22 protein-coding genes and 1 pseudogene are annotated in these 24,263 nt (G+C 64.6%); 8 read left to right on the forward strand and 15 right to left on the reverse strand.

Features of this window, described 5'->3' with window-relative positions; translation table 11 throughout:
* Positions 1-93: 93 nt before the first annotated feature.
* Together NVV79_RS10190 and NVV79_RS10195 are read right to left on the reverse strand one after the other, a co-directional pair.
* Positions 94-2,043: a MacB family efflux pump subunit gene (locus NVV79_RS10190; RefSeq protein WP_303988741.1), complete on the reverse strand. Its 1,950-nt coding sequence runs from the start codon at positions 2,041-2,043 to the stop codon at positions 94-96.
* A gap of 2 nt (positions 2,044-2,045) precedes the next feature.
* Entirely contained in the window at positions 2,046-3,254 is a 1,209-nt protein-coding gene (locus NVV79_RS10195) for an efflux RND transporter periplasmic adaptor subunit (protein ID WP_303988744.1), read from the reverse strand.
* 198 nt (positions 3,255-3,452) lie between these two features.
* Between NVV79_RS10195 and NVV79_RS10200 the strand changes: the two genes are divergently transcribed.
* The 4 genes from NVV79_RS10200 (at position 3,453) to NVV79_RS10215 (ending at position 7,387) form a co-directional block, all read left to right on the forward strand.
* Positions 3,453-4,229, forward strand: coding sequence for an SDR family NAD(P)-dependent oxidoreductase (locus NVV79_RS10200; protein WP_303988746.1), 777 nt, complete (start codon positions 3,453-3,455; stop codon positions 4,227-4,229).
* Between the two features lie 54 nt (positions 4,230-4,283).
* Positions 4,284-6,542: an ATP-binding protein gene (locus tag NVV79_RS10205; protein WP_303988749.1), complete on the forward strand. Its 2,259-nt coding sequence runs from the start codon at positions 4,284-4,286 to the stop codon at positions 6,540-6,542.
* Positions 6,539-7,195: a response regulator transcription factor gene (locus NVV79_RS10210; RefSeq protein ID WP_303988751.1), complete on the forward strand. Its 657-nt coding sequence runs from the start codon at positions 6,539-6,541 to the stop codon at positions 7,193-7,195. The genes NVV79_RS10205 and NVV79_RS10210 overlap by 4 nt, the downstream gene beginning before the upstream one ends.
* Positions 7,196-7,264: 69 nt before the next feature.
* A complete protein-coding gene (locus tag NVV79_RS10215) occupies positions 7,265-7,387 on the forward strand; it encodes a hypothetical protein (protein WP_303988754.1) in 123 nt (40 codons plus the stop codon).
* A gap of 10 nt (positions 7,388-7,397) precedes the next feature.
* Here the strand turns inward: NVV79_RS10215 and NVV79_RS10220 are convergent, their stop codons facing one another.
* The gene (locus NVV79_RS10220; RefSeq protein ID WP_303988757.1) at positions 7,398-8,432 is read right to left on the reverse strand and encodes an Ldh family oxidoreductase; all 1,035 of its coding nucleotides are present in this window, start codon (positions 8,430-8,432) and stop codon (positions 7,398-7,400) included.
* Between the two features lie 204 nt (positions 8,433-8,636).
* Between NVV79_RS10220 and NVV79_RS10225 the strand changes: the two genes are divergently transcribed.
* The 3 genes from NVV79_RS10225 to NVV79_RS10235 all read left to right on the forward strand — a co-directional run bounded on the left by NVV79_RS10225 (position 8,637) and on the right by NVV79_RS10235 (position 12,089).
* Positions 8,637-9,530: an aromatic ring-hydroxylating dioxygenase subunit alpha gene (locus tag NVV79_RS10225; RefSeq protein ID WP_303988760.1), complete on the forward strand. Its 894-nt coding sequence runs from the start codon at positions 8,637-8,639 to the stop codon at positions 9,528-9,530.
* A gap of 199 nt (positions 9,531-9,729) precedes the next feature.
* The gene (locus NVV79_RS10230; RefSeq protein WP_303988763.1) at positions 9,730-11,436 is read left to right on the forward strand and encodes a Rieske 2Fe-2S domain-containing protein; all 1,707 of its coding nucleotides are present in this window, start codon (positions 9,730-9,732) and stop codon (positions 11,434-11,436) included.
* Positions 11,437-11,438: 2 nt separating this feature from the next.
* Positions 11,439-12,089, forward strand: coding sequence for a glutathione S-transferase family protein (locus tag NVV79_RS10235; RefSeq protein ID WP_303988766.1), 651 nt, complete (start codon positions 11,439-11,441; stop codon positions 12,087-12,089).
* Between the two features lie 9 nt (positions 12,090-12,098).
* On the opposite strand, the gene NVV79_RS10240 is transcribed toward NVV79_RS10235, so the two are convergent.
* The gene (locus NVV79_RS10240; RefSeq protein ID WP_303988769.1) at positions 12,099-13,130 is read right to left on the reverse strand and encodes a lysine-2,3-aminomutase-like protein; all 1,032 of its coding nucleotides are present in this window, start codon (positions 13,128-13,130) and stop codon (positions 12,099-12,101) included.
* Positions 13,127-14,182, reverse strand: a complete 1,056-nt coding sequence (gene epmA, locus NVV79_RS10245) for an EF-P lysine aminoacylase EpmA (protein WP_303988771.1) — start codon at positions 14,180-14,182, stop codon at positions 13,127-13,129. Before epmA ends, NVV79_RS10240 begins: the two co-directional genes overlap by 4 nt.
* A gap of 143 nt (positions 14,183-14,325) precedes the next feature.
* Between epmA and efp the strand changes: the two genes are divergently transcribed.
* Positions 14,326-14,895 (forward strand): elongation factor P, encoded by a 570-nt coding sequence (gene efp, locus NVV79_RS10250; protein ID WP_303988774.1) that lies wholly within the window; start codon positions 14,326-14,328, stop codon positions 14,893-14,895.
* A 135-nt stretch (positions 14,896-15,030) separates the two neighbouring features.
* Here efp and NVV79_RS10255 read toward each other — a convergent pair whose 3' ends face one another.
* From NVV79_RS10255 to NVV79_RS10300, 10 genes and pseudogenes are all read right to left on the reverse strand, one after another.
* The gene (locus tag NVV79_RS10255) at positions 15,031-15,234 is read right to left on the reverse strand and encodes a DUF2934 domain-containing protein (protein ID WP_303988777.1); all 204 of its coding nucleotides are present in this window, start codon (positions 15,232-15,234) and stop codon (positions 15,031-15,033) included.
* A gap of 63 nt (positions 15,235-15,297) precedes the next feature.
* Entirely contained in the window at positions 15,298-15,789 is a 492-nt protein-coding gene (locus NVV79_RS10260; protein WP_303988780.1) for a ferritin-like domain-containing protein, read from the reverse strand.
* Between the two features lie 132 nt (positions 15,790-15,921).
* On the reverse strand, positions 15,922-16,560 hold the full coding sequence (locus NVV79_RS10265; protein ID WP_303988783.1) for a ThuA domain-containing protein: 639 nt from the start codon (positions 16,558-16,560) through the stop codon (positions 15,922-15,924).
* Positions 16,557-18,201, reverse strand: a pseudogene (locus NVV79_RS10270) (DapH/DapD/GlmU-related protein). The gene NVV79_RS10265 and the pseudogene NVV79_RS10270 overlap by 4 nt, the downstream one beginning before the upstream one ends.
* Before the next feature lie 14 nt (positions 18,202-18,215).
* Entirely contained in the window at positions 18,216-19,226 is a 1,011-nt protein-coding gene (locus NVV79_RS10275) for a hydroxyacid dehydrogenase (RefSeq protein ID WP_303988785.1), read from the reverse strand.
* The gene (locus NVV79_RS10280) at positions 19,223-21,076 is read right to left on the reverse strand and encodes a DUF2264 domain-containing protein (RefSeq protein WP_303988788.1); all 1,854 of its coding nucleotides are present in this window, start codon (positions 21,074-21,076) and stop codon (positions 19,223-19,225) included. Before NVV79_RS10280 ends, NVV79_RS10275 begins: the two co-directional genes overlap by 4 nt.
* Before the next feature lies 1 nt (position 21,077).
* Positions 21,078-22,112, reverse strand: a complete 1,035-nt coding sequence (locus tag NVV79_RS10285; protein WP_303988791.1) for an ABC transporter ATP-binding protein — start codon at positions 22,110-22,112, stop codon at positions 21,078-21,080.
* Positions 22,109-22,612: an ABC transporter ATP-binding protein gene (locus NVV79_RS10290; RefSeq protein WP_303988794.1), complete on the reverse strand. Its 504-nt coding sequence runs from the start codon at positions 22,610-22,612 to the stop codon at positions 22,109-22,111. The genes NVV79_RS10285 and NVV79_RS10290 overlap by 4 nt, the downstream gene beginning before the upstream one ends.
* Positions 22,609-23,148, reverse strand: a complete 540-nt coding sequence (locus NVV79_RS10295; protein ID WP_303988798.1) for an ATP-binding cassette domain-containing protein — start codon at positions 23,146-23,148, stop codon at positions 22,609-22,611. The genes NVV79_RS10290 and NVV79_RS10295 overlap by 4 nt, the downstream gene beginning before the upstream one ends.
* Positions 23,120-24,250 (reverse strand): ABC transporter permease, encoded by a 1,131-nt coding sequence (locus tag NVV79_RS10300; RefSeq protein ID WP_303988801.1) that lies wholly within the window; start codon positions 24,248-24,250, stop codon positions 23,120-23,122. Before NVV79_RS10300 ends, NVV79_RS10295 begins: the two co-directional genes overlap by 29 nt.
* Between the last annotated feature and the right edge of the window lie 13 nt (positions 24,251-24,263).

Raw genomic sequence — 24,263 nt, forward strand, 5'->3', positions numbered from 1 at the left:
ATTGCGCTTATGGATCGTGGCCGATGGGCAACGGTGCCACGCCTCATGGGCGGCGAGAGCACAGCGCCCCCCGAACCAGGAGGGCGTGGCACATCACTCCCGTGCCAGCGCCTCCACCGGGTCCAGCCTGGCCGCCGAGCGGGCCGGCATGAAACCGAAAATCACCCCGATCAGGCTGGCCGAGGCAATGGCCAGCATGATCGATTCCGCCGAATAGGCCAGCCGCGCCCCGCTCACCAGCGTGGTCAGCAGGCTCCCAAGGGCAAAGCTGAGCCCTACCCCGGCCGCGCCGCCGACAAAGCAGACCAGCACCGCCTCGATGAGGAATTGCCGGAGGATATCGCCCCGCCGCGCGCCGACGGCCATGCGGATGCCGATCTCCTTGGTGCGCTCGGAGACGCTGACCAGCATGATATTCATCACCCCGATGCCGCCCACCACCAACGAGATGACAGCAATGGTGGAAATCAGCAGCGTCAGCGTGGCCGAGGTGGATTCGATGGTTTCGCGGATGGTTGCCGTGTTCTGCAGGAAAAAATCGGTATTGCCGTCATGCAGCCGCGTCAGCAGTTCGGTGATTTCGGCTTCGGCCTGCGCCATGTCGAAATCATCGCTCACCCGCACCGCGATCGAGCCGAGATAGGACTGGCCCAATATGCGGTCCATCGCCGTTGTATAGGGCACATAGACATTGGCTTGGTTGCCGCCCGGCCCGAAGCCGGTGACATTTTCCACCACGCCGATCACCCGCACCGGCACCTTGCCCAGCATGATGACCTGCCCCACCGGGTCCTCGCCATTGACGAAAATGGCGTCGCGCGCATTGCCGTCGATGACGGCTTCCTGCGTGCGTTCGGTCATGCTGGTGTCGTTGAAGCCCACGCCCTCGGCAAAGGTGCGGCCATTGACCTGGAAATAGCCCTCGCCCACCCCGGTAACCGAGGCATTGGAGGAGGTATTGCGGAACAGCACCGTGGCGTTGGAGCTGACCTGCGGCGAGACGCTGTCGGCATAATCCTGCGCGGCCAGCGCCTCGGCATCTGACGGCAACAGGGTCTGGATGCGGCTGCTTCGTCGGTCGCCGAAGCCGCTGCCGGGATAGATGTTGATCGTGTTGGTGCCGATGGAGGCGATGTTTTCCAGCACCATCTGCTGGCTGCCCTGCCCCAAAGCCACCACGCTCACCACCGAGGCGATGCCGATGATGATGCCGAGCATGGTGAGGAAAGTCCGGAGCTTGTGCGCCACCATGGACCGCAGGGCCATGCGCAGGGCTTCGAGGCCGCTGTCGAACCATTCGCGCCAGCGCGCGGCCCGGCGCATGCTCTCCCTCGCCTTGTCGACGCGCGTATCCACGTCGCTGCGCTTGTCGCCGATGATGACACCGTCGGAAATCTCGATCACCCGCTCGGTCTGCGCGGCGATCAGCGGATCATGCGTCACGATGATGATCGTATGACCATCCTTGTGCAGCTCGTGCAGCAGGGCCATCAGCTCCTTGCCGCTCTTGCTGTCGAGCGCGCCGGTCGGCTCGTCCGCCAGGATCACCTCGCCGCCATTCATCAGCGCCCGCGCCACGCTGACGCGCTGCTGCTGGCCGCCAGACAGGGCGTTGGGCCGATGGTCGAGCCGCTCGCCCAGCCCCAGCCGCGTGAGCAGGTCGATGGCCCGCTTGCGCCGCACACCACCATCGACACCGGCATAGATGGCCGGAATTTCCACATTCTCGACCGCGTCGAGATCGGGCAGCAATTGGTAACGCTGGAAGATGAAGCCGAAATGCTCGCGCCGCAACTCGGCCAAAGCATCGGGCGCCAGCTTGCCAACCGGGCGTCCGGCGAAGGTGTAGCTGCCCGAACTCGCGCGATCGAGACAGCCGAGGATATTCATCAGCGTCGACTTGCCCGAGCCCGACTGGCCCATGATGGCAACCAGCTCGCCCCTGAAGATATCGAGATCGATATCCCTGAGCACGGTCACCGTCTCCGCGCCGGTCTGGAACTGCCTGGTCAGCCCGCGCAGCGAAATGATCGGATCGCTCATGTCTAGCCGCCGAAGCGCACGGGGCCGCCGAGACGCATGGCGCCACCGCCGCCCGGACCACCCTGCTGGCCGCCGGCCGGTCGCACGATCGTCGCGCCGCCGCTCACCACCTGCTCGCCTTCGCTGAGCCCGCTCCTGATCTCGGCCATGACATTGTTGTTGAGACCCACTTCGATCCGCCGTGGCGTGATCGTTTCGGTCGCCGGATCGTAGACGGCCACCATCGTATTGCCCTGCGGGTCCTTGCGCGACACCAGCCCCGAGGACAGCACCAGCACATCCTCGACTTCGTCGAGCACGATGGTCACCTGCGCCGTCATCGAGATGCGCAGCTTGTGATCGGGATTGGGGACGTCGAACAGGCCATTGTAATAGACCGCGCTGTCGCTCGCGGCCGTGTCCGAGCTGATCGAGGTCGGCGCCGGCTCGACTTCGCGGAGCGTCGCGTCGATCTTGATATCGGGCTCGCCCAGAATGGTGAAATAGACGCGCTGCCCCGCCGCCACCCGCACCACATCGGCCTCGGAAATCTCGGCCTTGATCACCATCGTGTCGAGATCGGCGATCTTGACGATGGTGGGAATGCTCGAACTGGCATTGACCGTCTGCCCCTCATCAACCATCAGGGCGACGATGGTGCCGTCATTGGGTGCCACGATCTTCGTCCGCGCCAGGTTGAGTTCGGCCGATTCGACGCTGAGCTGGGACTGGGCGATCTGCGCATCGAGCTGGTCGATCTGCGCCTGCGCCGAATCCACGGCGGCCTGGGCGGTTTCGAGATCGGTCTGCGACACGAGACTATTGGCGTTGAGCTGCTGGCTGCGCGCCAAAGCGGCCTGCGCCTTGAGCAAGCTCGCCTCCTGGCTGCGCTTCTGCGCCTCGATGCCGGCCAGGACGGCCTGCGCGGTCTTGACCGCATTCTCCTGGTCGAGGCTGTCGATCTCGGCGATCAGGTCGCCCTTCTTGACGTCCTGTCCAAGCGCCACATGCACCGCCTCGATGCGGCCGGAGACTTCGGCGCCGACGCTGACCAGCGAATTGGCCTCGAGCACGCCCGAAGCCAGCACCGTGCGCTCGATATCGCCGCGCCCCACCACCACCGTATTGGGCACGGTCGCCGCTTCCGGCGCCGCCAGGAAATACCACCAGGCCCCGAAGCCGGCACCTCCGAGCACCACCAGCATCACCAGCCATTTCGCCAATGTCTTCAAGCCGCACTATCCCCTGATATCAGTTCGCCCCAACATAATGCGCCCGACCGCCCGGATCACGTTAGGACTTGGTAAGGTTCGGATAGCTTTCGGTAATCCGCCGGTAACCCGCCAGGCGTCACCGCAAAGGACGGTTGACCTCCCCGCGCTGCCCGGTCCACCCTGCCGGTCTTCCACTGACTCCAGGACTGTCCACCCATGTATTCGCTGCTCGATCCCAGCCGCTTCGTCGTCTTCATCACCGGCGCCACTTCCGGCTTCGGCGCCGCTGCGGCGCGCCGCTATGTCGGCGCCGGCGGCAAGGTGATCGCCACCGGCCGCCGCAAGGAGCGCCTCGAGGAGCTGCAGGCGGAGCTGGGCGCCGAAAACTGCCACATCGTCACCCTCGACATACGCGACCGCGCCGCCATCGACGCGGCCATTGCCGGACTGCCGGCGCCGTTCGACGCCATCAACATCGTGCTGGCCAATGCCGGCCTGGCGCTCGGCCTGCAGCCCGCCGCCGAAACCGACATCACCGACTGGGAGACGATGATATCAACCAATGTCACAGGGCTGGCCTATACGGTGCGCGCGCTGCTGCCGGGCCTCATCGCCCGCGGCGGCGGCCATGTGGTGACACTGGGCTCGGTGGCCGGCGACTATCCCTATCCCGGCGGCTCGGTCTACGGCGCCACCAAGGCCTTCGTGAAGCAGTTCGCGCTCAACATCCGCTCGGACGTGCAGGGCAAGAATATCCGCGTTACCAATATCGAGCCGGGCCTGACCGAAACCGAATTTTCGCTGGTTCGCTTCAAGGGTGACGAGGGCAAGGCGGCCAAGCCCTATGAGGGCACCGCGGCGATGAATGCCGACGATATTGCGGAGTCGATCTTCTGGGCCACGTCTTTGCCCGAGCATGTCAATGTCAACCGGTTACAGTTGATGGCCACCACCCAGGCCTTCGGCCCGTTCGATATTCACCGCGAACGTTAAGTCTAGAGTAACTATAATATTGCGCTGCGGGGGTTTCCCTCGTTCTATGCGGCCATGAGGCCGCACCACGCCACGCCCAATCTGTTGCTTGTCGCCGTCACGCTGTTCTGCGTGGCGCTGGCCTTTGGCGTGCTGGTCGCGGCGACCTCGTTCAACGCCCTGTCGCTGCGCCTCATGCCCACCGACCGGGATGCCGTGCTCATCACCCATGTCCATGACGGCGCGTTCTTTTCCGAGCCTGGCCCCCGCTGGGCCACCGTGCTCAAGGCCATCGGCATTGCCCCGCCGGGCGCCGGACGCCCGGCCGATTGGCCCGCGCCCATACCGATCACCAGCGCGGACCTGCTGCCCGAGCCCGACAGCCTTTCCAGCTATGCAGAATACGACGCCTTCCTCGCGCGCCAGTCGGCGCTGGCCGATGTCATCGCGGCGGACGCCGTCGAGCTTTACCTGCAGGACATCTTCACCCAGGAAGAATTCACCTCGGTCCTCCATACCGACTATCGCGACGTCACCACGCTGACCGACGGCTTCTGGCTGCAATTGCTGACCGGGGTCGCCTCGCTGTTGATCGCCGGCTGGGTATGGGCGCTGCGCCCGCGCCATGTCGGGCCGATCATGTTCATGATCAGCGCCATCGGGCTGACGCTGTCCACCGCCACCTCGGCCATCTACGCCAATCGCGAACTGGCGCTGCCGGCCGATCTCTATGCCGTGCTGGTGCCGATCAACCATCTGGGCGTTGTCGTCTTTGCGCTGGCCATGATCGGTCTGCTACTGAGCTATCCGCGCCAATTGGTCCGCCCGCGCTGGTTCTGGCTGCTGCCGGTCATCGGCGCCGCCTATACGGTTTTCGATACCAGCCATGTCGAACTGGGTCTCGGCCCGTCCCAGCTTTATGTCTTCATCGCGCTGGCCATGCTGGGCATTCTCGCCGCCATCGCCTTGCAATGGCGCGCCACGCGTGGCAACCCGCCGGACCGGGCGGCTCTGGGCTGGCTGGGTCTTTCCGTGGTGGCTGGGGCCGGCGCCTATACCCTGCTGGGCGCCGCGCCTATCCTGCTCGACACGCCCTTCTCGCTGCCGCAGAGCCATGTCACCAGCGTGCTCGTCGTCATCTATGCCGGGCTCGCGTTGGGGCTCAGCCGCTATCGCCTGTTCGACCTGGGCGAGTGGTCCTACCGGGTGCTGTTCTACACCGTGGGCGCCCTGGTGCTGCTGGCACTCGATGCCAGCGTCATCTACCTGCTCAATATCGACGCCGCGCCCGCCCTCGGCATCTCGCTGCTGCTGGTCGCCTTCGTCTACCTGCCCATCCGCGACTGGATCTGGCGCCGCGCCACCACTCGCCGGGCCATCGCGCAGGATGAGCTGTTCTCCGCCGCACTCGACGTAGCCTTCGCGCCCTCCCCGGCGGAAAGCGCGGCGCGCTGGCAGGCCCTTTTGCGGCGCCTGTTCGATCCGCTGCAGATCATCGAAACCGGTCCGGCCGACTCGCAGCCTCAAATGGGTGAGGATGGTCTTTCCATGCAATTGCCCGCCGTGGCCGGCGCTCCGCCTTTGCGCCTGACCTATCCCTTTGCCGGGCGCGGCCTGTTCTCGCCCAACCACCTCAAGCTCGCCACCAACCTTGTCTCGCTGACCGAGCGCGCCGAGGAGGGCCGCGAAGCCTATATGCGCGGGGTGGGCGAGGAGCGCCGCCGCATGGCGCGCGACCTGCATGACGATGTCGGCGCCCGCCTGCTGACAGGGCTGCACACCGCCGACGAGACCACCCGCCCCACGCTCCAAGCGGCGCTCAGCGACATTCGCGCCATTGTCAGCGGCCTGTCCGGCGAGGAGGCCAGTCTCGATCGCGTGCTGGCCGAAACCCGCCATGAGGCGGCACGACGCCTAGAAGCGGCGGAAATCATACTCGACTGGCCCCTGCCCGAAGCCGAGATCGAAGCCATTCAGCTCGACTATCGGTTGCACAAGGCGCTGACCTCGGCCGTGCGGGAAATCGTCTCCAACGCCATCCGCCATTCCGGCGCCAGCCGCTTCACGGTGACGGCCGGCCTCTCGCCCGGGCACCTGGCGCTGCATTTCGCCGACAATGGCAAGGGCATGCCATCAGAGGCGCTGGCCGGGGAAACCGCGGGCTTCGGTCTGCGCAATCTGCGCCACCGCATCGAGGATATCGGCGGGCATCTGACGCTGGCCGCCCAAGCCGGCAGCACCACGATCACGCTGGATATTCCACTGGTCCTCACGCCCCACACCCCAGAACCGGGGGTGCTGGAGCCGCCCGATCCGCTTAACTCACCAGCATGAGTGCCGAACCCGCCGCTGCCCGCCTGTGCCTTCTGATCGAGGACCAACCCCGCACCCGCGACTGGATGCTGGCCGTACTGGCTTCGGCCTTTCCCGATCTGCGCATCGAAACAGCCGGCACGCTCAAAGCCGCCCATGCCTGGCTCGATCGCCATGCCGCCGATCTCTGGCTGGCCATCATCGATATCGGCCTGCCCGATGGCTCGGGCGTCGATATCGTGCGTCGCCTGAGCCGAGAGCACCCCGACGTGCTGTCCGTCGTCGCCACCATCTATGACGATGACGCCCACCTGTTCGAAGCCATCGCTGCTGGTGCTCGCGGCTATGTGCTCAAGGACGAGGAAGCCGACCTCTTGGTCAACTATCTCCGCCGTATCGAGCGGGGGGAGCCGCCCCTCTCGCCCTCCATTGCCCACCGCATGTTGAGTCACTTCCGCGCCCCCACAGTGGTCAAGGACGAAGCCGGCCTCAGCCCGCGCGAAACCGAAGTGCTGACCCTGCTCGCCCGCGGCATGACCGTCTCCGAAGCCGCAGCGCGCCTGGGCCTGCAACCCCAGACCGTCGCCTCTTATGTCAAGGTCATCTACCAGAAACTCTGCGTCACCAGCCGGGCAGAGGCGACAAGGGAAGCGGTGAAGCGAGGACTGGCTTAGGCTCCCCCCGAACCGGGGCTGATCCTCGCGCTCAACTGGGCCATTCTCCGCAACTGCCGGAGAAGACCCATGAAACTGCGCACCGTCCTGATCATTCTCGCCGTCGCCATCATGGGCGTCCTGCTGTTCCTGCCAGCCGATATTCGTGCCGCGCCGCTGCCGGGCCGCGACGACATGCATGCAAATCAGTGACGAGCCGCGCCTATAGTCCCAGGAACCTGATCGTATCGGGGTCGACCGGGGCGCCCTCTCGCTGCCGGCGCGCCATTTCTTCCCACTCGCGGTCGCCCGGCGCCATTACCCGGTCGGCACCCGGTCGCACCGGCGCGCTGCGCAGGCTGGCGAGGTAACGCGTGATCATCGTGCCGAACAGTTCGCGCCCGACAAACTTGTCCGGATCGATCACCAGCACGAAATGGCCCATGTTCCGTGGCGTCGAAATATCGTCGCCGCCATACATGGGGATGAAATCGGTATCGAGGGTCGTGCCGGTCAAGAGAGCCGAAAACAGCGTCGCCACCCCCGCCAGGGCCGCGCCCTTGTAGCCATATTCGGCCCCGCCCAGCGGCAGCAGCATGTCGGCGGCATCGGGGTCCGTCGTCGCCCCGCCTTGCTTGTCCGCCGCAACGCCCGGTGGCAGTTCCAGCCCCAGCGAGCGATGCAGCAACACCCGGTTCATCGGGATGGACGAGGTCGCCATATCGAGCAGCCAGGGCTTGCTGTCAGGTACCGGCGCGGCAAAGGCCAGCGGATTGGTGCCATGGAACCGTGCCGCGCCATCGAACAGCGCCACCATGGAATCCGTATTGGTGGTGGCGAAGGTGACAAAACCCCGTTCCGCGCCAGCAAGCGCATAGGCCCCCGCCGCGCCGAGATGAGAGGAGTGAGCAATGCCGACTGCGCCCACGCCCGCCTGTTGCGCCAGTTCGATTCCCACGTCCACGGCCTTGTAGGCCGCGTAATGTCCCAGCCCGTCATCGCCATCCACCATGGCGCTGCCGGAGGCGCGGATATCCACCTTGAGCTGCGGATACTTGTTGAGCCGCCCGCCGCCCAGCATGTTGCAATAGTGTTCCGTCAGCCGCACGCCATGGCTGTCCACACCCACCAGCGAGGCATGCAGCATGGCCCTGGCGGCGGCGGTCAGCGACGCCTCGCTCGCGCCGGCTTCACGCAACCGCGTGGCGACCTTCTGTTCCAGGAGCGTCGCCGGAAACCGCTGCGATGAACTTTCCAAATCCAAATCTCCCCGACACCAGCCCAGCCGCGATGTCATTCCCGCGAAAACAGAGGTCCCCGCTTTCGCGGGGATGACTCAATGTGTGGTGGAACATTAGCTGCCAAGACCTCATCCGTCATTCACACAACGGAGATTCCCGCTGACCAGACATGACACCGTGGATCGGGCGGATTATGCTCACCCCAACAGCTGAGACCTTCAATGACTTCCATCGACCCCACCACCCGCGACCTCTGGCAGGTCATATCAGCCACCGACGAAGTGCCTGTCGGCATGGTCGAGACCACCATGCTGCTCGATGTGAGGCTCGCCCTTACCCGCGACAATGACGGCAATCCGGTCGTCTGGCGCCGCACCGATGAGGAACAGGGCGACGAGATCGACCCTGAAACCATCATGGATCGCTTGCCGGCCATCACCGGCTATGGCTATGTCTGGACCAGCCTGGGCAACCCGCCCAGGGAACTGTTCCCCATCCCCGAATATGCCGAAGCCGACCGCAAGAATATGAGTTGCGGCTCCATAGGCCTGGCCGTCTCGGCCCCGCGCGCGGTGGAAAACTTCCTCGATATGGGCCACTTCCCCTATGTCCATACCGACATCCTGGGCGCCGAGCCGCATACCGAGGTCAAGGAATACGACGTCGAAGTGTCCGAGGAACGCGACGAAGTGCTGGCCACCCGCTGCCGCTTCATGCAGCCCAAGGCTGCCAAGTCGGCCACGTCAGCCATGGAAGTCGAATATGTCTATCGCGTGCCACATCCCTTCTGCTCGGTGCTCTACAAGAGCTGCCCCGAGGACGAGAACCGCCGCGATGTCATCGCCATTTTCCTCCAGCCCATGACGGAGGAGCGCTGCCGCGCCCACCTGCTGCAGTCGATGATCGATTCCACCTCCACCATCACCGACCTGCGCCGTTTCCAGCAGACCATTTTCGGCCAGGACAAGCCGATCCTCGAAAACCAGTATCCCAAGCGCCTGCCGCTTGACCCCCGTGCCGAGACGCCCATCCGCGCCGACAAGAGCGCCATCGCCTATCGCCGCTGGCTGAGCCAGAAGGGGATTACCTATGGCGTGATCCCGATGGCGAGCTGACGATGGCCCGGAATTTCTCACCACCGCAATGTCATTCCCGCGAAAGCGGGAAAGCCTGTGTTTCGCACCCGCATCGTCAATGGAGGTTCCCGCTTTCGCGGGAATGACACCGTGAAAATGGAAGGTCCCGTACGCCAGGACTTTCGGCAACGACCTCATCCGATCGTGGCGCGATCCCTGACTATCCTCGGATGACCGCATGACCCTCTCCCTGTCCGACCCCACCTGGTATCCCATCGCCTCGAGCGAGGACCTGCCCTACCGCCACGTCTATCAGGGGCAGTTGCTCGGCCGCGAACTCGCCGTCTGGCGGGCCGACGACGGCAATGTGAATGTCTGGGAAAACCGGTGCCTGCATCGCGGCGTGCGCCTTTCCATCGGCATCAACGAGGGCGGCGAGCTCAAATGCCAGTATCACGGCTGGCGCTATGCCAACCGGTCGGCCGGCTGCACCTATATTCCCGCCCACCCGGCCGATGCTCCCGCCCGCCGCATCCAGAACCGCACCTATCCGGTGCGCGAGGCCTATGGCCTCATCTGGTCGTCAGCCAATGACCAGCAGGCCTTCCGCCCCTTTGCCGGCGCCGAAGGGCATGACTGGTTCGCGCTGCGGCCCATGCCGGTCAATGCTGCGCCGGAGGATGTACTGGCCGCCCTGGTGGGCCTCGCGCCCGACGACCAGCCGGCCGATCTGCTGCCCGGCCTCGCCGTCCGTTTCGGCGGCACCTATTATTTCGTCCAGCCCGTCGATGCCGGACGCGCCGTGATCCGTGGCCTCCTGCGCGAGCGGCCGGCCGACCCCGTGGCAGCGCTCCGCCACTATAACGAATTGCTGTCCAAGCTCCGCGACCGCCTCGAACGATCAGCCTCCCGCAAGCCGGCGCCCGAGCCACTGCAGCCGGCCTATGACAAGGTCTCGGCCGATCTGGCCACCATGCCCGATATCGCCATTCCGCGCGGCAACACCGTTACCGTCGTGGTCAAGCGCAAATGGACCAGCGCCGATGGCGTCATCGGCTTCGAGCTGGCGGCCCGCGATGGTCACCTGCCGACCTTCCAGCCCGGCGCCCATATCGACCTTCACTTGCCCAATGGCATGACACGGCAATATTCCATCACCAACGGCCCCGGCGAGTTGATGAGCTATATCATCGGCGTCAAGCAGGAGAGCGCTTCCAAGGGCGGCTCCAAGGTGCTTGTCGAAACCGTACGCGAGGGCGACCTGCTCTCGATTTCCGAGCCGCGCAACAATTTCCCGCTGCGCCGCGACGCCACCCGCACCGTGCTCATTGCCGGCGGCATCGGCATCACGCCTCTGCTCTCCATGGCGCGCTTCCTCGACAAATCCGCCCTGCCCTATGAGCTGCATTATTTCACCCGCGCGGGTGAAACCACGGCCTTCCGTAGCGAGCTTGAAGCGCTGCATGGCAAGGTGATCTTCCATACCGGCCTGCCCCGCAGCGAGATCGGTACCACCATCGCCGCCGCGCTCGGCCAGTGGAGCATGGCCCAGCATGTCTATGTCTGCGGCCCTGGCCCCATGCTCGAAACCGTTCGCGCCACCGCCACCGCACAGGGCTGGCCGGACGAGTCGATCCACTTCGAGTATTTCAAGAACGACAAGATCATCGACAGCTCATCGAGCTTCGATGTCGAGCTCGCCCGCTCGGCCATGACACTGCATGTCCCCTCGGGCAAGTCGATCATGGAAGTGATGCGCGAAGCCGGCCTCACCGTGCCCTCCTCCTGCGAACAGGGCGCCTGCGGCACCTGCCTCACCACGGTTATCGAAGGCGAGGTCGATCACCAGGACGTCTATCTCAACGACAGCGAAAAACGCGCGAATTCCTGCATGATGACCTGCGTCAGCCGTGCGAAATCGGCGCGACTGGTATTGGATATCTGACCATGGCCATCACTCTCTACGACTTCGAGCTGTCAGGGAATTGCTACAAGCTCCGCCTGCTGATGAGCATTCTCAAGCTCCGCTACGACATCGTGCCGGTGGATTTCTATCCCGGACGCCAGCACAAGGCCGACTGGTTCCTGCGCCTCAATCCGTTCGGCCAGCTCCCTGTGCTCAAGGACGATGACCTGACGCTCTCGGATTCCGGCGCCATCCTCGCCTATCTCGCCAGGAAATACGACGATACCGGCCTGTGGTTTCCGGACGATCCGGCCATCACGGCCGAAGTGCTACGCTGGCACGCCGTAGCCGACGACATCACGTCAACCGCCTCGGCCGCCCGCCTCGCGCTGGGCTTTTTCTACGATTTCGACGTGGCAAAGGCCCAGAAGGGCGCTCACCGCATTTTCCGCCTGATGGACGAGCATCTGTGGTTCGGCGAGCGCGAAGGCCGCGACTGGCTGTGCGGCCCTGCGCATCCCACCACGGCCGATATCGCCTGCTTCCCCTATGTCATGCTGAGCGAGGAAGGCGGCATTTCCCGCCAGGACTATCCGGCTCTGCGGCGCTGGACCGACCGGGTGCGGCGTATCCCGGGCTTCACGGTCATGTCCGGCGTCTTCCCTGCCGGACGGGCGCTGGAAGAGGCATAGCGACTATCATCATTCGGGCGGATAGCGATGCTCTCCGCCCTGCCAGTCGCGCACGGTGAAACACCCGTCTCCGCCTGATATGGCTCTCGCCCCGATTTCCGCCTTGCCGTGCCCGCCTGGAATGTCGAGCACATAGGTCGGTTGCGCCAACCCGGAAATCCGCCCGCGCAGGGCCGTTACCAACTGCTGCCCCTCTTCGATGCCCAGGCGGAAATGGCTCGTTCCGGGCGCGAGGTCCGGGTGATGCAGGTAGTAGGGCTTCACCCGGTTCTCGACGAAAGCCTTCATCAGGTCAGCCAGGGTCTCGACATCGTCATTGACGCCCTTGAGCAGCACCGACTGGCTGACCAGCGCCACGCCCCCATCCGCCAGGCGCGCCAGGGCGGCCCGGGCCTCCGGTGTGAATTCGCGCGGATGATTGGCATGCACGGCCAGATAGGTGGTCTTGCCGCTGGCCTTGAGCGCCGCGACCATGTCGCCATCCACCCGCTCCGGCTCCACCACCGGCACCCGCGTGTGGAACCGCACGATCTTCACATGATCTATATTTGCCAGCCGCTCCATGATGTCGCGCAAACGCCGGGGCGACAGCACCAGCGGATCGCCCCCGGTGAGGATGACCTCCCAGATTTCAGCATGGTCCGCGATATAGGCGATGGCAGCATCGAGCTCAGGCGCGGTCAGCGTCCCCAGCCCCTGCGGCCCCACCATTTCGCGGCGGAAGCAGAAGCGGCAATAGACCGGACACACATGCACCGCCTTGAGCAGTACCCGATCCGGATAGCGATGCACGATACCCTCGACCGGCGAATGGCTGAGATCCCCGATCGGGTCCGCCCGTTCCTCCGGCGTGGCCACCAGTTCGGCTGCATCAGGCACGAATTGCCGCGCAATGGGGTCATCGGGGTCCGCTACATCGATCAGCGCCGTCACAGCCGGCGTGATGCCGATGGCATATCTGGCCGCGACAGCGTCAAGGCCCCGGCCATTGCTCAGGCCCGCTTCGACCAGCGCTTCTACCGTCTTGATGGCCGCACTCATTCCGCCACCGGTGCCCACAGCACCGCCTCGATGCGCGGCGCGCCGGTCGCCAGCATCACCAGCCGGTCGAAACCGAGCGCCACGCCACTCGCCTCCGGCATGATCGCCAGCGCCGCCAGAAAGTCCTCGTCCAGCGGATAGCGCTCGCCATAGATGCGCTGCTTCTCCGCCATTTCCGCGAGAAAGCGGCGCCTTTGCTCTTCGGCATCGGTCAGTTCACCAAAGCCATTGGCCAGTTCCACCCCGCAGGCATAGAGTTCGAAGCGCTCGCTCACCCGCCGGTCATCCGCCGCCCGCTGCGCCAGGGCCGCCTCGGCCGCCGGATAGCGATCGAGCACCGTCACCCGTCCCATGCCCAGATGCGGCTCCACCTTCTCGACCAGGATACGGCTGAACAGGTAGCTCCAGCTCCGATCGTCAGGCACATCCAGGCCCAGAGCCAGCATCTGTCCGGCCAGTTGTTCGCCATCGAGCACGCCCTCGCTGTCCATGCTGGCCAGCAGGTCTATGTCAGCGTAGCGCTGGAAAGCGTCGACTACGCTCAGCCGCTCCGGTTCGGCAAACGGATCGCATTCCCGATCCCTGAACCGCAGCACCGATACGCCCGTCGCCCGCGCCGCGATGCGCAGCAGTTCCACGCAATCGGCGATAACAGCGCCATAATCCTCCCCGGCCCGATACCATTCCAGCATGGTGAATTCAGGGTGGTGCAGCGCGCTCCGCTCGCGGTTGCGCCATACATGCTGCAGGCTGGCAATCCGCCGCTCCCCGGCCGCCAGCAGCTTCTTCATGGTGAATTCGGGCGAGGTGTGGAGATACATCGGGCTTCCCACCCCGTCATTGCCGATCATGGTGGTGGCAAAGGCATGCAGGTGCGTCTCGTTGCCCGGCGAGCGCTGCAGCCCCGGCGGATCGACGATGAGGAAATCGTGGTTCGCCAGATAGGCCCGCACCCCCGCCTCGATCCGTCCGCGCGCCAGCAGGATCGGCCGACGGTCGGCATGGACCTGACGCGACCACCATGGGGAAGGCTGGGAAACTGGCTGACTCATGTGACCTTTATTGCGGCCGGGCTGGCGAAAATCGCCAAGATAGGGTAGTGGGCGCACGAAAAGTCTATTCTGGCGCCAAAGACTGGCCGTCTCAACACGGCCCTGCCTCTACGACGCGCTTTCCGATTGAACAAGGAAGAATAATGGTCAAGGTCATCGCCTCTTCGCTGCGCAAGGGCAACGTCGTCGAACAGGACGGCAATCTGCATGTCATCCTGACGGCCGAAAACGTCCATCCCGGCAAGGGCAATTCCATCACCAACGTCAACATGCGCCGCATTTCCGATGGCGTGAAGGTCGTCGGCCGCTGGCGCACTGTCGAAATGGTCGAAAAGGCCGATGTGGACGACCGTGAATATGACTATCTCTATTCGGACGGCGAGGGCCACCACTTCATGGAGCCCGTCAGCTACGAGCAGATCACCGTGGCCGACGATGTCATCGGCGACCAGCGCGCCTATCTGGTCGATGGCATGAAGGTGCACCTCAAGACCTTCGAGGGCACCGCCCTTTCGATGGAACTGCCCCAGCGCCTGACCTTCGAGATCGTCGAGACCGAACCGGTGGTCAAGGGCCAGACGGCCTCTTCGTCCTACAAGCCCGCCGTGCTCAATAACGGCCTGCGTGTCATGGTCCCGCCCCATATCGGCGCCGGCACCCGCATCGTGATTTTGACCGAGGACAATTCCTACGTAGAGCGCGCGAAGGACTGATCGCCGGCCGCTTCTTGGCGGCAAAATCTCCCCGGTGGGGAGATTTTAGGCGGTCAGGCCTGGAGAGCTATGCTCGCAGGGCCCACGCTCTCCGACGGCACAATGCAAAACAAACGGGCCCTTTCGGGCCCGTTTTCATTTCTCCTCGATCTCGCCGGCCGCGTCACGCCAGTGTTCCTCGGCGCGGTCCACCGGCGTGCCCTCGGCCAGCCATTTGTCATAGGCCATCTGGCGCACCAGCATCTCCTTGGCGCGCAGCCAATAATAGAACGGCCTTCCTTCGGGCCGACCATCCTGTTCCCACAGGAAATAGGCTGTCCGCCGAATTTGCTCGGCCACATCTGAATTCTTCCGCATCGCCGCAACCGGTCTCGGGGGCGCAGGTTTCCCTGCGCCCGGGGATCATGCCGCCTTCAGGTTCACATTGGCCATGGCCACCTGGCTCAGTTTCTTGTCGGTCGCCACTTCCTCCTGCAGCGTCGCATCGAGCAGCGTAACGGCCTCGGTGAGCCCCAGTTGCTGTGCCCAGGTCTTGAGCGTGCCGTAGCGGGCGATTTCGTAATGCTCCACGGCCTGCGCCGCCGAAACCAGCCCGGCATCGAGCGCCGCCGTGCCCTTGAACTCGTCCATGATGGACTTGCCTTCCTCGATAATGCCGAGAATGGCGTCGCAGGTCTTGCCGCGGGCCGGCTTGTCCAGCAGTTCGAAAATCTGCTCCAGCCGCTCGACATGGCCCTCGGTCTCTTCGAGATGCTTTTCGAACCCGGCCTTGAGCTCAGCCGAACTGGCCGCCTTGGCCATTTTGGGCAGGGTCTTCACGATCTGGCGTTCGGCGTAATAGATGTCCTTGAGCGTATCGAGGAACAGGTCGTTGAGCGTTTTTTCGGTAGCCATGTGTCATCTCCAAAATGGTTTGACGCTGCTGCCGCAACTCTCCGTCTTGCCCACGGGTTCCGCCCCCGGCATGGTGTTTCCGTTCACTTCCGGGGCAATACCCTGACGGGCTTATTCTAGGCCGCTCAAAACCTAGCGCGCGGCCCACACCAATCCGCGCCGCAGGATCTCCCGCACAGGCCCCACCAGCTCGTCGGCCGTATGGCCCAGCGACGAATAGAATACCCGCCCCTGGTCATGCATGGTCGTGAAGACAACCGGCATAACCACATCCTTGCGCCAGGGGTGGAACTCCCCTGAAAAGGTCGTCGTCGCCAGCACTTCGACCGCCGGGTCGTAATTGAGATAATACTGCTCGCTCGTGTGCTCGAAGCTGCCGATACCGGCCGTGATGGGGTGGTCGCCCCGCGTCACATCCACCCTGTAGGTGATGATATTGCCCGGATGCTGCACCCAGTAGCAACTGGCCGCATAGCGGAACGGCACCGAACTGCGGAAGCTGGTCGCCAGCCCCATATGGAACCCTGCCAGCCCGGTCCCCGCGCGAATGGCCGCGACGAGGTTGGCCATCTTTTCGGGCGCCAGCACGCCATCGGTGATAACGGGTACGACGAGATCCATGCTGCCGACATCCTCGGCCCCCAGCGCCTCGTAGTCCGGCGTCACCGTGACGGCAAAGCCCTCGGCCTCCAGCAGTTCGCGCACGACATTGGCGCTCCGCTCCGGCGTATGCAGCTCCATCCCGCCCCAGACCACGAGGGCTTTCTTCATAATCCCAATCCTACTGCCTGCGTTCGATGCACACCCTTGGGCACGAAGACGAATTCACCCGCAATTCCCAGCAGCTCGGCCGCCAGGTGCACCACGCTCAGCCACATCTCGGTGCCCTGCAAGCTCGTTTCCTGGCCGTCGGCAAAGGCAAAGCCCGCACCCGCCACCCAGCGCTCTCCGGCCCGGCCGATCACGGCACGCGCAATCGCCTCGGCCTCGGCCCGGCGATGATCGGTCTGCTTGAGGCACAGCAGCAATGGATGCACGGTATCGAGCAGGTTGCAGGCCGTATAGGTCCGTCCCGAAAACCCGCCATGATTGCGATAGTTGAGCAGCACCGAGTCGATTGCCCGCTCCGCATTGGGCACCGGCAGCCCCGAACTGCGCATAGGTACCCCGCGTCAGCCGGTAGAAGCCGTTGACCGGCTGCAACAGACCCTCGGCCGGTGTCGGCGAACCCCACAGCCCCGTCACGCGGTCCTGCTTCAGCGCCAGCCAGCCGAACAGGGTCTCGCGCGCCCGCCCCGTCTCGAAATAGCGCGCATTGAAATAGAGCGCCGTGCCGATGGCGTCCACGGCCGCCCCCGCGCCCCAGGCCCGCTCGCGCCAGGACAGGCTATCGAGCCAGTCGCACAGCGCCCTCGCCCCCAGCTCCACCGCCGAAACCCTGTGCGGCGTCTGCCCGCCCAGCACCTCGATGGCATAACCCACCGACAGCACATTATAGAGCGCCAGCCCATTGTCCCGCTGGGCCTGCCCGGCAGCAGGCGGCTGATGCGGATCGGGGAACAGGCCGGTGACCGGGTCCTGCAAGGCCTGCAATTGCTCGAGCGTCACCGCCACATCCAGCCCCTCGGGCAATGCGCCGAACCCCGCCGCGATCTCGATCGCGTCGTTCAGGTGCCGCGCACTGCGTCGCACGGTCCCATCCGCCTCGCGCGATACATACTCTCCGTCCTCGCGGAATCGCGCCAGGATTTCCGGCCATTGCGCCGCCGCCGCTTCTCCCAGCCGCATCAGCGCCCCGGCAGTATCGCGCCGGCTCGATTGCCCGCGATAGCGCACCACTTTCGCCGGCACGCCACCGACGATGGCCAGATCAGGCACATCCTTGCTCACCACCGCCCCGGCCGCGATCACCGCGCCCTTGCCGACATTGACCCCATCGAGCACGACCGCATTGGCCCCGATCCACACATCATCGCCAATAGTGATGCCCAGGCTTTCATGCTTCTGCATATGAATAGGCACGCTGGGATCGTCGAACCCGTGATTGAACCCCACGATGGACACATGGCTGGCAATCCGCACGCCGTCGCCGCAGCGCACCTTGCCCGAAATCATCGCGTAGCGATTGACCGTACAATGCGCGCCGAACTCTACGTCACCGCGCACCAGCGCGTCGCCGGCGATCCAGCTATCCGCCCCCAGCACCAGATGGGTGGTGAAGATCGCCGCCTCAGCCGCCACATAGGCCGTGGGGTGAAACGTCGCCCCCGCCACGGCGGTCCAGCGCGCCAGCCGCGCCCGATGCGCCGGCGAGTCGATATCCGCGGGCGTGCGATCCCAGGTCAGGAATTGCAGACGCGCTTCATGCTCGGGATCGAACTGGTCGGATGGCTTGGTGGATAACGACGTCATGCAATCCTCACCGGTCAAGCCAACCGCTCCAGCAGCGCCGGCTCGATCTCGAATTCCATCTTCACACCCGCCACGAAACGCTCGATTTCCTCGATCGCCATCTGCCCAAGCCGCAGCCTTTCGGTGCCTACCGCCCCTGCCACATGCGGGGTCAGGAACACATTGGGCAGGTCGTAGAGCGGCGAGCCGCGTTCGGGTATTTCGGGGTCGGTCACGTCGATCACGGCATGAATGCGCCCCGATTGCAGCTCGGCGATCAGCGCCGCCTCGTCGATCAGCGCGCCGCGCGCCGTATTGATGAAGCACGCACCATCCTTCAGCAGGCGAAGCTGGCTCGCGCCGATCATCGCACGGGTGGATGGCAGCGACGGCGCATGGATCGACACCACGTCCGAGCGCGCCATCAACGTATCGAGGTCCACCAGTTCCGCCCCATCGAGCACCGGGTCGCCGGCCTTCACGAACGGGTCGCTCACCAGCACGGTAAAGTCGAAGTCCATGAGCATCCGCGCCACCTTGCGCCCGATGCGCGAGGCGCCCACCAGCCCCACCGTGCGGTGATAATTGCCGATCGGCTCGTCCATCAGCGCATAGCTCGATCGCCGCCCCGGATCGGCCCGGTAGCGATCGCGCAATTCGAAGACGCGCTTGTTGGCGAAGATGATCGAGGCCAGCGTGAACTCGGCCACCGGCACCGCATTGGCATCGGCCGCATGCGTCACCCTGATGCCCGCATCATAGACCGCCGGGTCCAGCGTGAATTTCACCGTCCCCGCCGCATGGGCGATGAGCCTGAGCCGCGGCGCAGCCTTGACCACTTCCGCCGTCACCATGGGGCAGCCCCAGCCGGTGACGAGAATGTCGATCTCCTCAAGCACTGCCCGCGCCGCGGCACTGGAAAATTCCTCCAGCGGCACGGCGCGCACGATGTCACAGGTTCGCGCCAGCCGCGCCAGCGCCTCCTCGTCAAACACATGCCTGGTCTTGTCCGCCGCCATGGCGAAGGCGAGTTTGGGCACCATCAAAACCGCTCCGGCACCAGGATGGCGCTGACATCAACGCCCTCGCGGGCAAACATGGCTTCGAGGGGCTCCATATCCGGCGCATGCGGCACCTGCCCCAAAGCCGCTTCGGCCTCCGCCCCTGCGGGTAGTGCCATCGCCGCCGTTACCAGCAGGGTGGTTCCGGCCGGAATATCGCCGCGCAGTTGCGGCACGATGGTCTTGGACACGATGAGGTTGGTATTAGGATAAGCCCGATGCGCCCGCCCTTCGCGCTTGCCCACGAGATCGACAATGGCACTCACATCATCAGCGCTCTTGGCCACGGCGCGGCCGACCTCGTCGATATAGGTGTCTGCATTGAGATCGGCGCGTGCAATGGCAAACCCACCCTCGGTGGCATGCAGCGCCCGCGGCGTCGTGATGCGATGCACGCGGATATGCCAGAGATTGGCCGGGATCAGCCAGGTCTCGACAACAACATCGCTCCACGGCTTCCACCGCGCGAACAGCGTATTCTCGGCGATCTGCGCGACCTCGTTGCTCTCGCGCACCCGGTAATGCCGCCCGTCATCGGACAAGGCCAAGGCTCCGTCGAACGCCCCCTGGCCATAGGCGCGCTCGTCCACCTCGACCGAAAAGCCATAGCGGCTGGCATAGGCGAATTTGGCATATTTCTCGGTGCCTGCCCGCATCTGCCAGTTCTGCTGCCCGCTCGACAAAGCCACCACATTGCCCGGCGTATGCATCATCACCATGCCGGGATGTTTCAGCGGCACCGGCTTCTTGCTCACTACCGCCGGCGTTTCCTCGGCCGTCCAGAACGGGTGATCGGCCGGCAGCGCCAGCGGCAGGAAAGCCTTGAGCGCCCAGTAGGGCGAGCCCGCCGAATTGTAGCTCTCGGACATGAACAGGTTCGGATAGCCGTAACCGATGGAGAGAACGCCATCGCGATTGGCGATCGGTTTATCCGCCCACCAGCGCAGGTGGCGCAGGAACTGCCCCTTGATCTCGCCCCAGGGCAGGGCTTCGAGATCGGCAAAGGCCAGCGCGCCCCAGATGCCGCCGCAGGCAAAGCGATAGGTCAGGCTCCGCCCAAAGGCGAGCACCCCGCCATCCGCGTCGAACCAATGGCGGATATCTTTGGCGAACAGCGTTGCCCGTTCTTTATAAGCCGCCACCCGCTTCTCGTCGCCCTTGGCCAGCTGGGCATAGATCAGCCCGTAAAAGTGCATGGCGAAGGGAATGTAGTGGTCGATGCGCCGCACATTGCCGTCGCGATACCAGCCATCGCCCAGGTAAAAGCCGTCGAGTTCTTCGAGATACTTTTCCGTCAGCGAGCGGTCGAAATCGACGCTGCATTCCTCCAGACCGAGGTCGACCAGGATGCGGAAGAATTTCCAGTTATTGTCGGCATAGTCGAACTGCCGCGCATGCTTGAGATAGGCGGCGAGATTGTCCTTGGCCTTCTGCTCCAGCGGCTCCCACACCAGATGCGGCAGCAGCCGCATGGTGAAGCCGATGGCTGCCAGTTCCACCATGCGCTGGTCGGTGGCATTGACCTGCCCCCAATATTCGGGATGCTCCGGGTCGGTGCCATTGGCCAGCCCGCGCCGATAGAGTTCCCAATGGTCGAATTTTCCACCGCCCGCCGCCAGCGGCGTCAGCCCCCAGAGCGGCCTTGCGAAGCCTTCGAGGTCTGCCGCCGCCCGGTCGAAATGCGCGCCTGCCCCGTCGAGCCGCACGCGCGCCGCGCCTTCCGAGAAATAGGGCAGCAGCGGATTGAACAGGTCACCCAGCGCCCGCTCCACATCGGCGCGAGTCTTGAGCGGATTGCCATGTAGCGGGTTGGCGCTCACCGGATCATAGGTCATTTCAGGCAAAAACCTCGTTCGGCGCGTCTTCATAGGCGCCCTTCAAATTGAGTTTTTCGGCAAAGTGGCAGGCCGCTTCCTGCGCTGTCCCCTCGATGGGGCGCAGCACCGGCTTGTCGGTGCGGCAACGGTCTTCGGCATATTTGCAGCGGGTGTGGAACGGGCAGCCCACCGGGCGATTGCCCAGATAGGGAATTTCCCCGCGCACTTCCTTCTTCCGCCCCTTGCGCCGCGTCGGGTCGGCAATGGGCAGCGCTTCCAGCAGCAATTCGGTATAGGGATGGCGCGGCCGCTCGAACAGCATCTCGGTGGGCGCATTCTCCACCATATGGCCGAGATACATTACCACTACCCGGTCGGCGATGTAGTTCACCACGCCCAGGTCATGGCTGATGAAGATGTAAGTCAGCCCGAATTCGGCCTTGAGGTCTTCGAGCAGGTTCAGCACCTGCGCCTGGATGGAAACGTCCAGCGCCGAGACCGCCTCGTCGGCGATCACCAGCTTGGGGTCGAGCACCAGCGCCCGCGCAATGCCGATGCGCTGTCGCTGTCCGCCCGAAAAGGCATGCGGATAGCGGCCCACCGCCTCGGCTGGAATGCCGACCTTTTCCAGCGTCGTCAGCACGCGCTCTTCCAGTTCCTTGCCCTTGCAGATCTTGTGGATGCGCAAGGGCTCGGCCACGATGTCGAAAACCCGCATATTGGGATTGAGCGAGCTCATCGGGTCCTGGAAGATCATGCGGATATCCTGCCGCCACGGCTTGATCTCCCGCTTGCTGAGCGCGGTCAGTTCCACATCACCACCGGACTTGGGGTGATAGACCACCCTGCCCTCGCTCACCGGCTGCGCCTTGATGATGCAGCGGCCCAACGTGGTCTTGCCGCAGCCGCTCTCGCCCACAATGGCCAGCGTTTCGCCGGCTTCCACCGTCAGGTTGATATCGGTCAGCGCATCCAGCCGCCGTTCCGGCCCGAACCAGCCGCCGGAGAGCGTGAAATGCTTGGAGAGATGCTCGACAGTCAGCAGCGTGCTCATGCCACCGCCTCCGCGGCCTGACGGGTCAACAGGTGGCAGCGCGCATGGTGACCATTGCCCACCGCGGTCCGCTCCGGCCGCACCGTGGCGCAGGGCTCGAAAGCATAGGGGCAGCGGCTGGTAAAGGCGCAGCCTTCCGGCCGATCCTTGGGCGCTGGCACCGTGCCCTTGATGGGCGAAAGCCGCACCCGGTCGGCCTTGCGCGCCATCTTGGGAATGGAGGCCATCAGCGCCTGCGTATAGGGGTGGCTGGGTCGGGCGAACACGTCGTGCACATTGCCCTGCTCCACCACATCACCCAGATACATCACCGCCACTTCGTCGGCGATCTCAGCCACCACGCCGAGATCATGGGTGATGAACAGCATGGCCATGCCGAAATCGGCCTGCAACTGCCGCAGCAGGTCCAGAATCTGCGCCTGGGTCGTCACATCAAGCGCGGTGGTCGGCTCATCCGCGATCAGCAGCCTGGGTGTGCAGGCCAGCGCCATGGCGATCATGGCGCGCTGCCGCAATCCCCCGATAGCTGGAACGGATAGGCATCTGCCCGCTCCCGCGCGCCGGGAATTCCCACCTGGTCGAGCAAGGCCACCGTGCGCTCGCGCGCCTGCTTGGACTTCAACCCCTCATGGATGATGACCATCTCGTCGATCTGGTCGCCGACCGTATGCACCGGCGACAGCGAGCTCATCGGCTCCTGGAAGATCATCGAGATCTGGTTGCCCCTGATGGCCCGGAGCGGCAGGCTGTCCGGCTTGAGCTTGACGATATCGGTCGCCGCCTCGCCCTCGGGCTCGAACAGGATCGAACCGCGGCGGATTTCGGCATTCTTGTCGAGCAGCCGCAGCACGGCCCTTGCGGTAACCGACTTGCCGCAGCCGCTCTCCCCCACCAGCGCCAGCGTCTTGCCAGGGGTCAGCGTGAGGTCCACCTGCCGCACCGCCTCGATATCGGCCTCGTCGGGCGACGAGAAGGTGATGGACATGTCGGAAATGGTGAGGATGGGTTTATCGGCCATGGGGATCAGCGGCGTCACGAAGGCCGTCTCCAAAGAAGTTCATGCTCAAGATGATCACCACCACGCAGATGCCCGGGGTCAGCAGCCATGGCGCGCTGGCCAGTGTGCGAATATTCTGGGCGTCCTGCAGCAGCGTGCCCCAACTGACGATCGGCGCCTGCAGGCCGAGGCCGAGGAAGCTCAAGGCCGTCTCCGCCAGGATCATGCCGGGAATGGCGAGGGTCGCCGCGGCGATGATGTGGCTCATGAAGCTGGGCACCATGTGCCGCGTGATGATGCGCCAGTCGCTGGCGCCGTCGAGCTGTGCCGCCGTCACGAAATCCTCGGTTCTGAGGCTTAGGAAGCGCCCGCGCACCACGCGCGCCAGCTCGGTCCAGCCGATCAGGCTCAGGATGATGGTGATGGCGAAATAGGTCTGCAGCGCGCTCCAGTCCTTGGGCAAGGCCGCCGCCAGCCCCAGCCAGAGCGGAATGGTCGGCATGGAGCGGATGAACTCGACCACGCGCATCACCGCGCTATCGAACCAGCCACCATAATAGCCGGCAAAACCGCCGATAATGATGCCGAAGAACAGGCTCAGCGTCACGCCGGCAAGGCCGATGGACAGCGAAATCCGTGTGCCGTGGATCAACCGGCTCAAGAGATCCCGCCCCAGCCGGTCGGCACCCAGCACGAAGAACGGCGCCCGCGCTTCGGTCACCCCGATGAACTTGACCGACATGGGGATCACCCCAGCCAGCCGATACGGGTCGCTCGGCACGAAGAACTGCACCGGGATCTCGACCTCGGGATCGAGCACGAATGTCCGCCGCATCGCCTTTGGGTCGATTTCGGTGGCATAGCCGTTCACATGCGGAAAGAACTGCCAGGAACCATCCTCGTTGGTCGAGAAAAACTGGATGCCCTGCGGCGGCGCATAGGTGTAGCGCGCGCTATAGGCCGCCGGATCGGCCGGTGCCAGGAACTCGGCCAGCAAGGCCACCAGATAGAAGGCGATGACGATCCACAGGCTGACCAGCGCCAGCCGGTGCCGCTTGAAGCGCCGCCACATCAGCCCGAACTGGCTCTCGCGCTTGGCACGGATCACGGGAATATCGATGGCGGCTGAATTATCGGTCATTGTGTCCACGGCC

Origin of the sequence: Devosia ginsengisoli (genome assembly GCF_024707105.1) — a bacterium.
GTDB classification, from domain to species: Bacteria; Pseudomonadota; Alphaproteobacteria; order Rhizobiales; family Devosiaceae; genus Devosia; species Devosia ginsengisoli_A.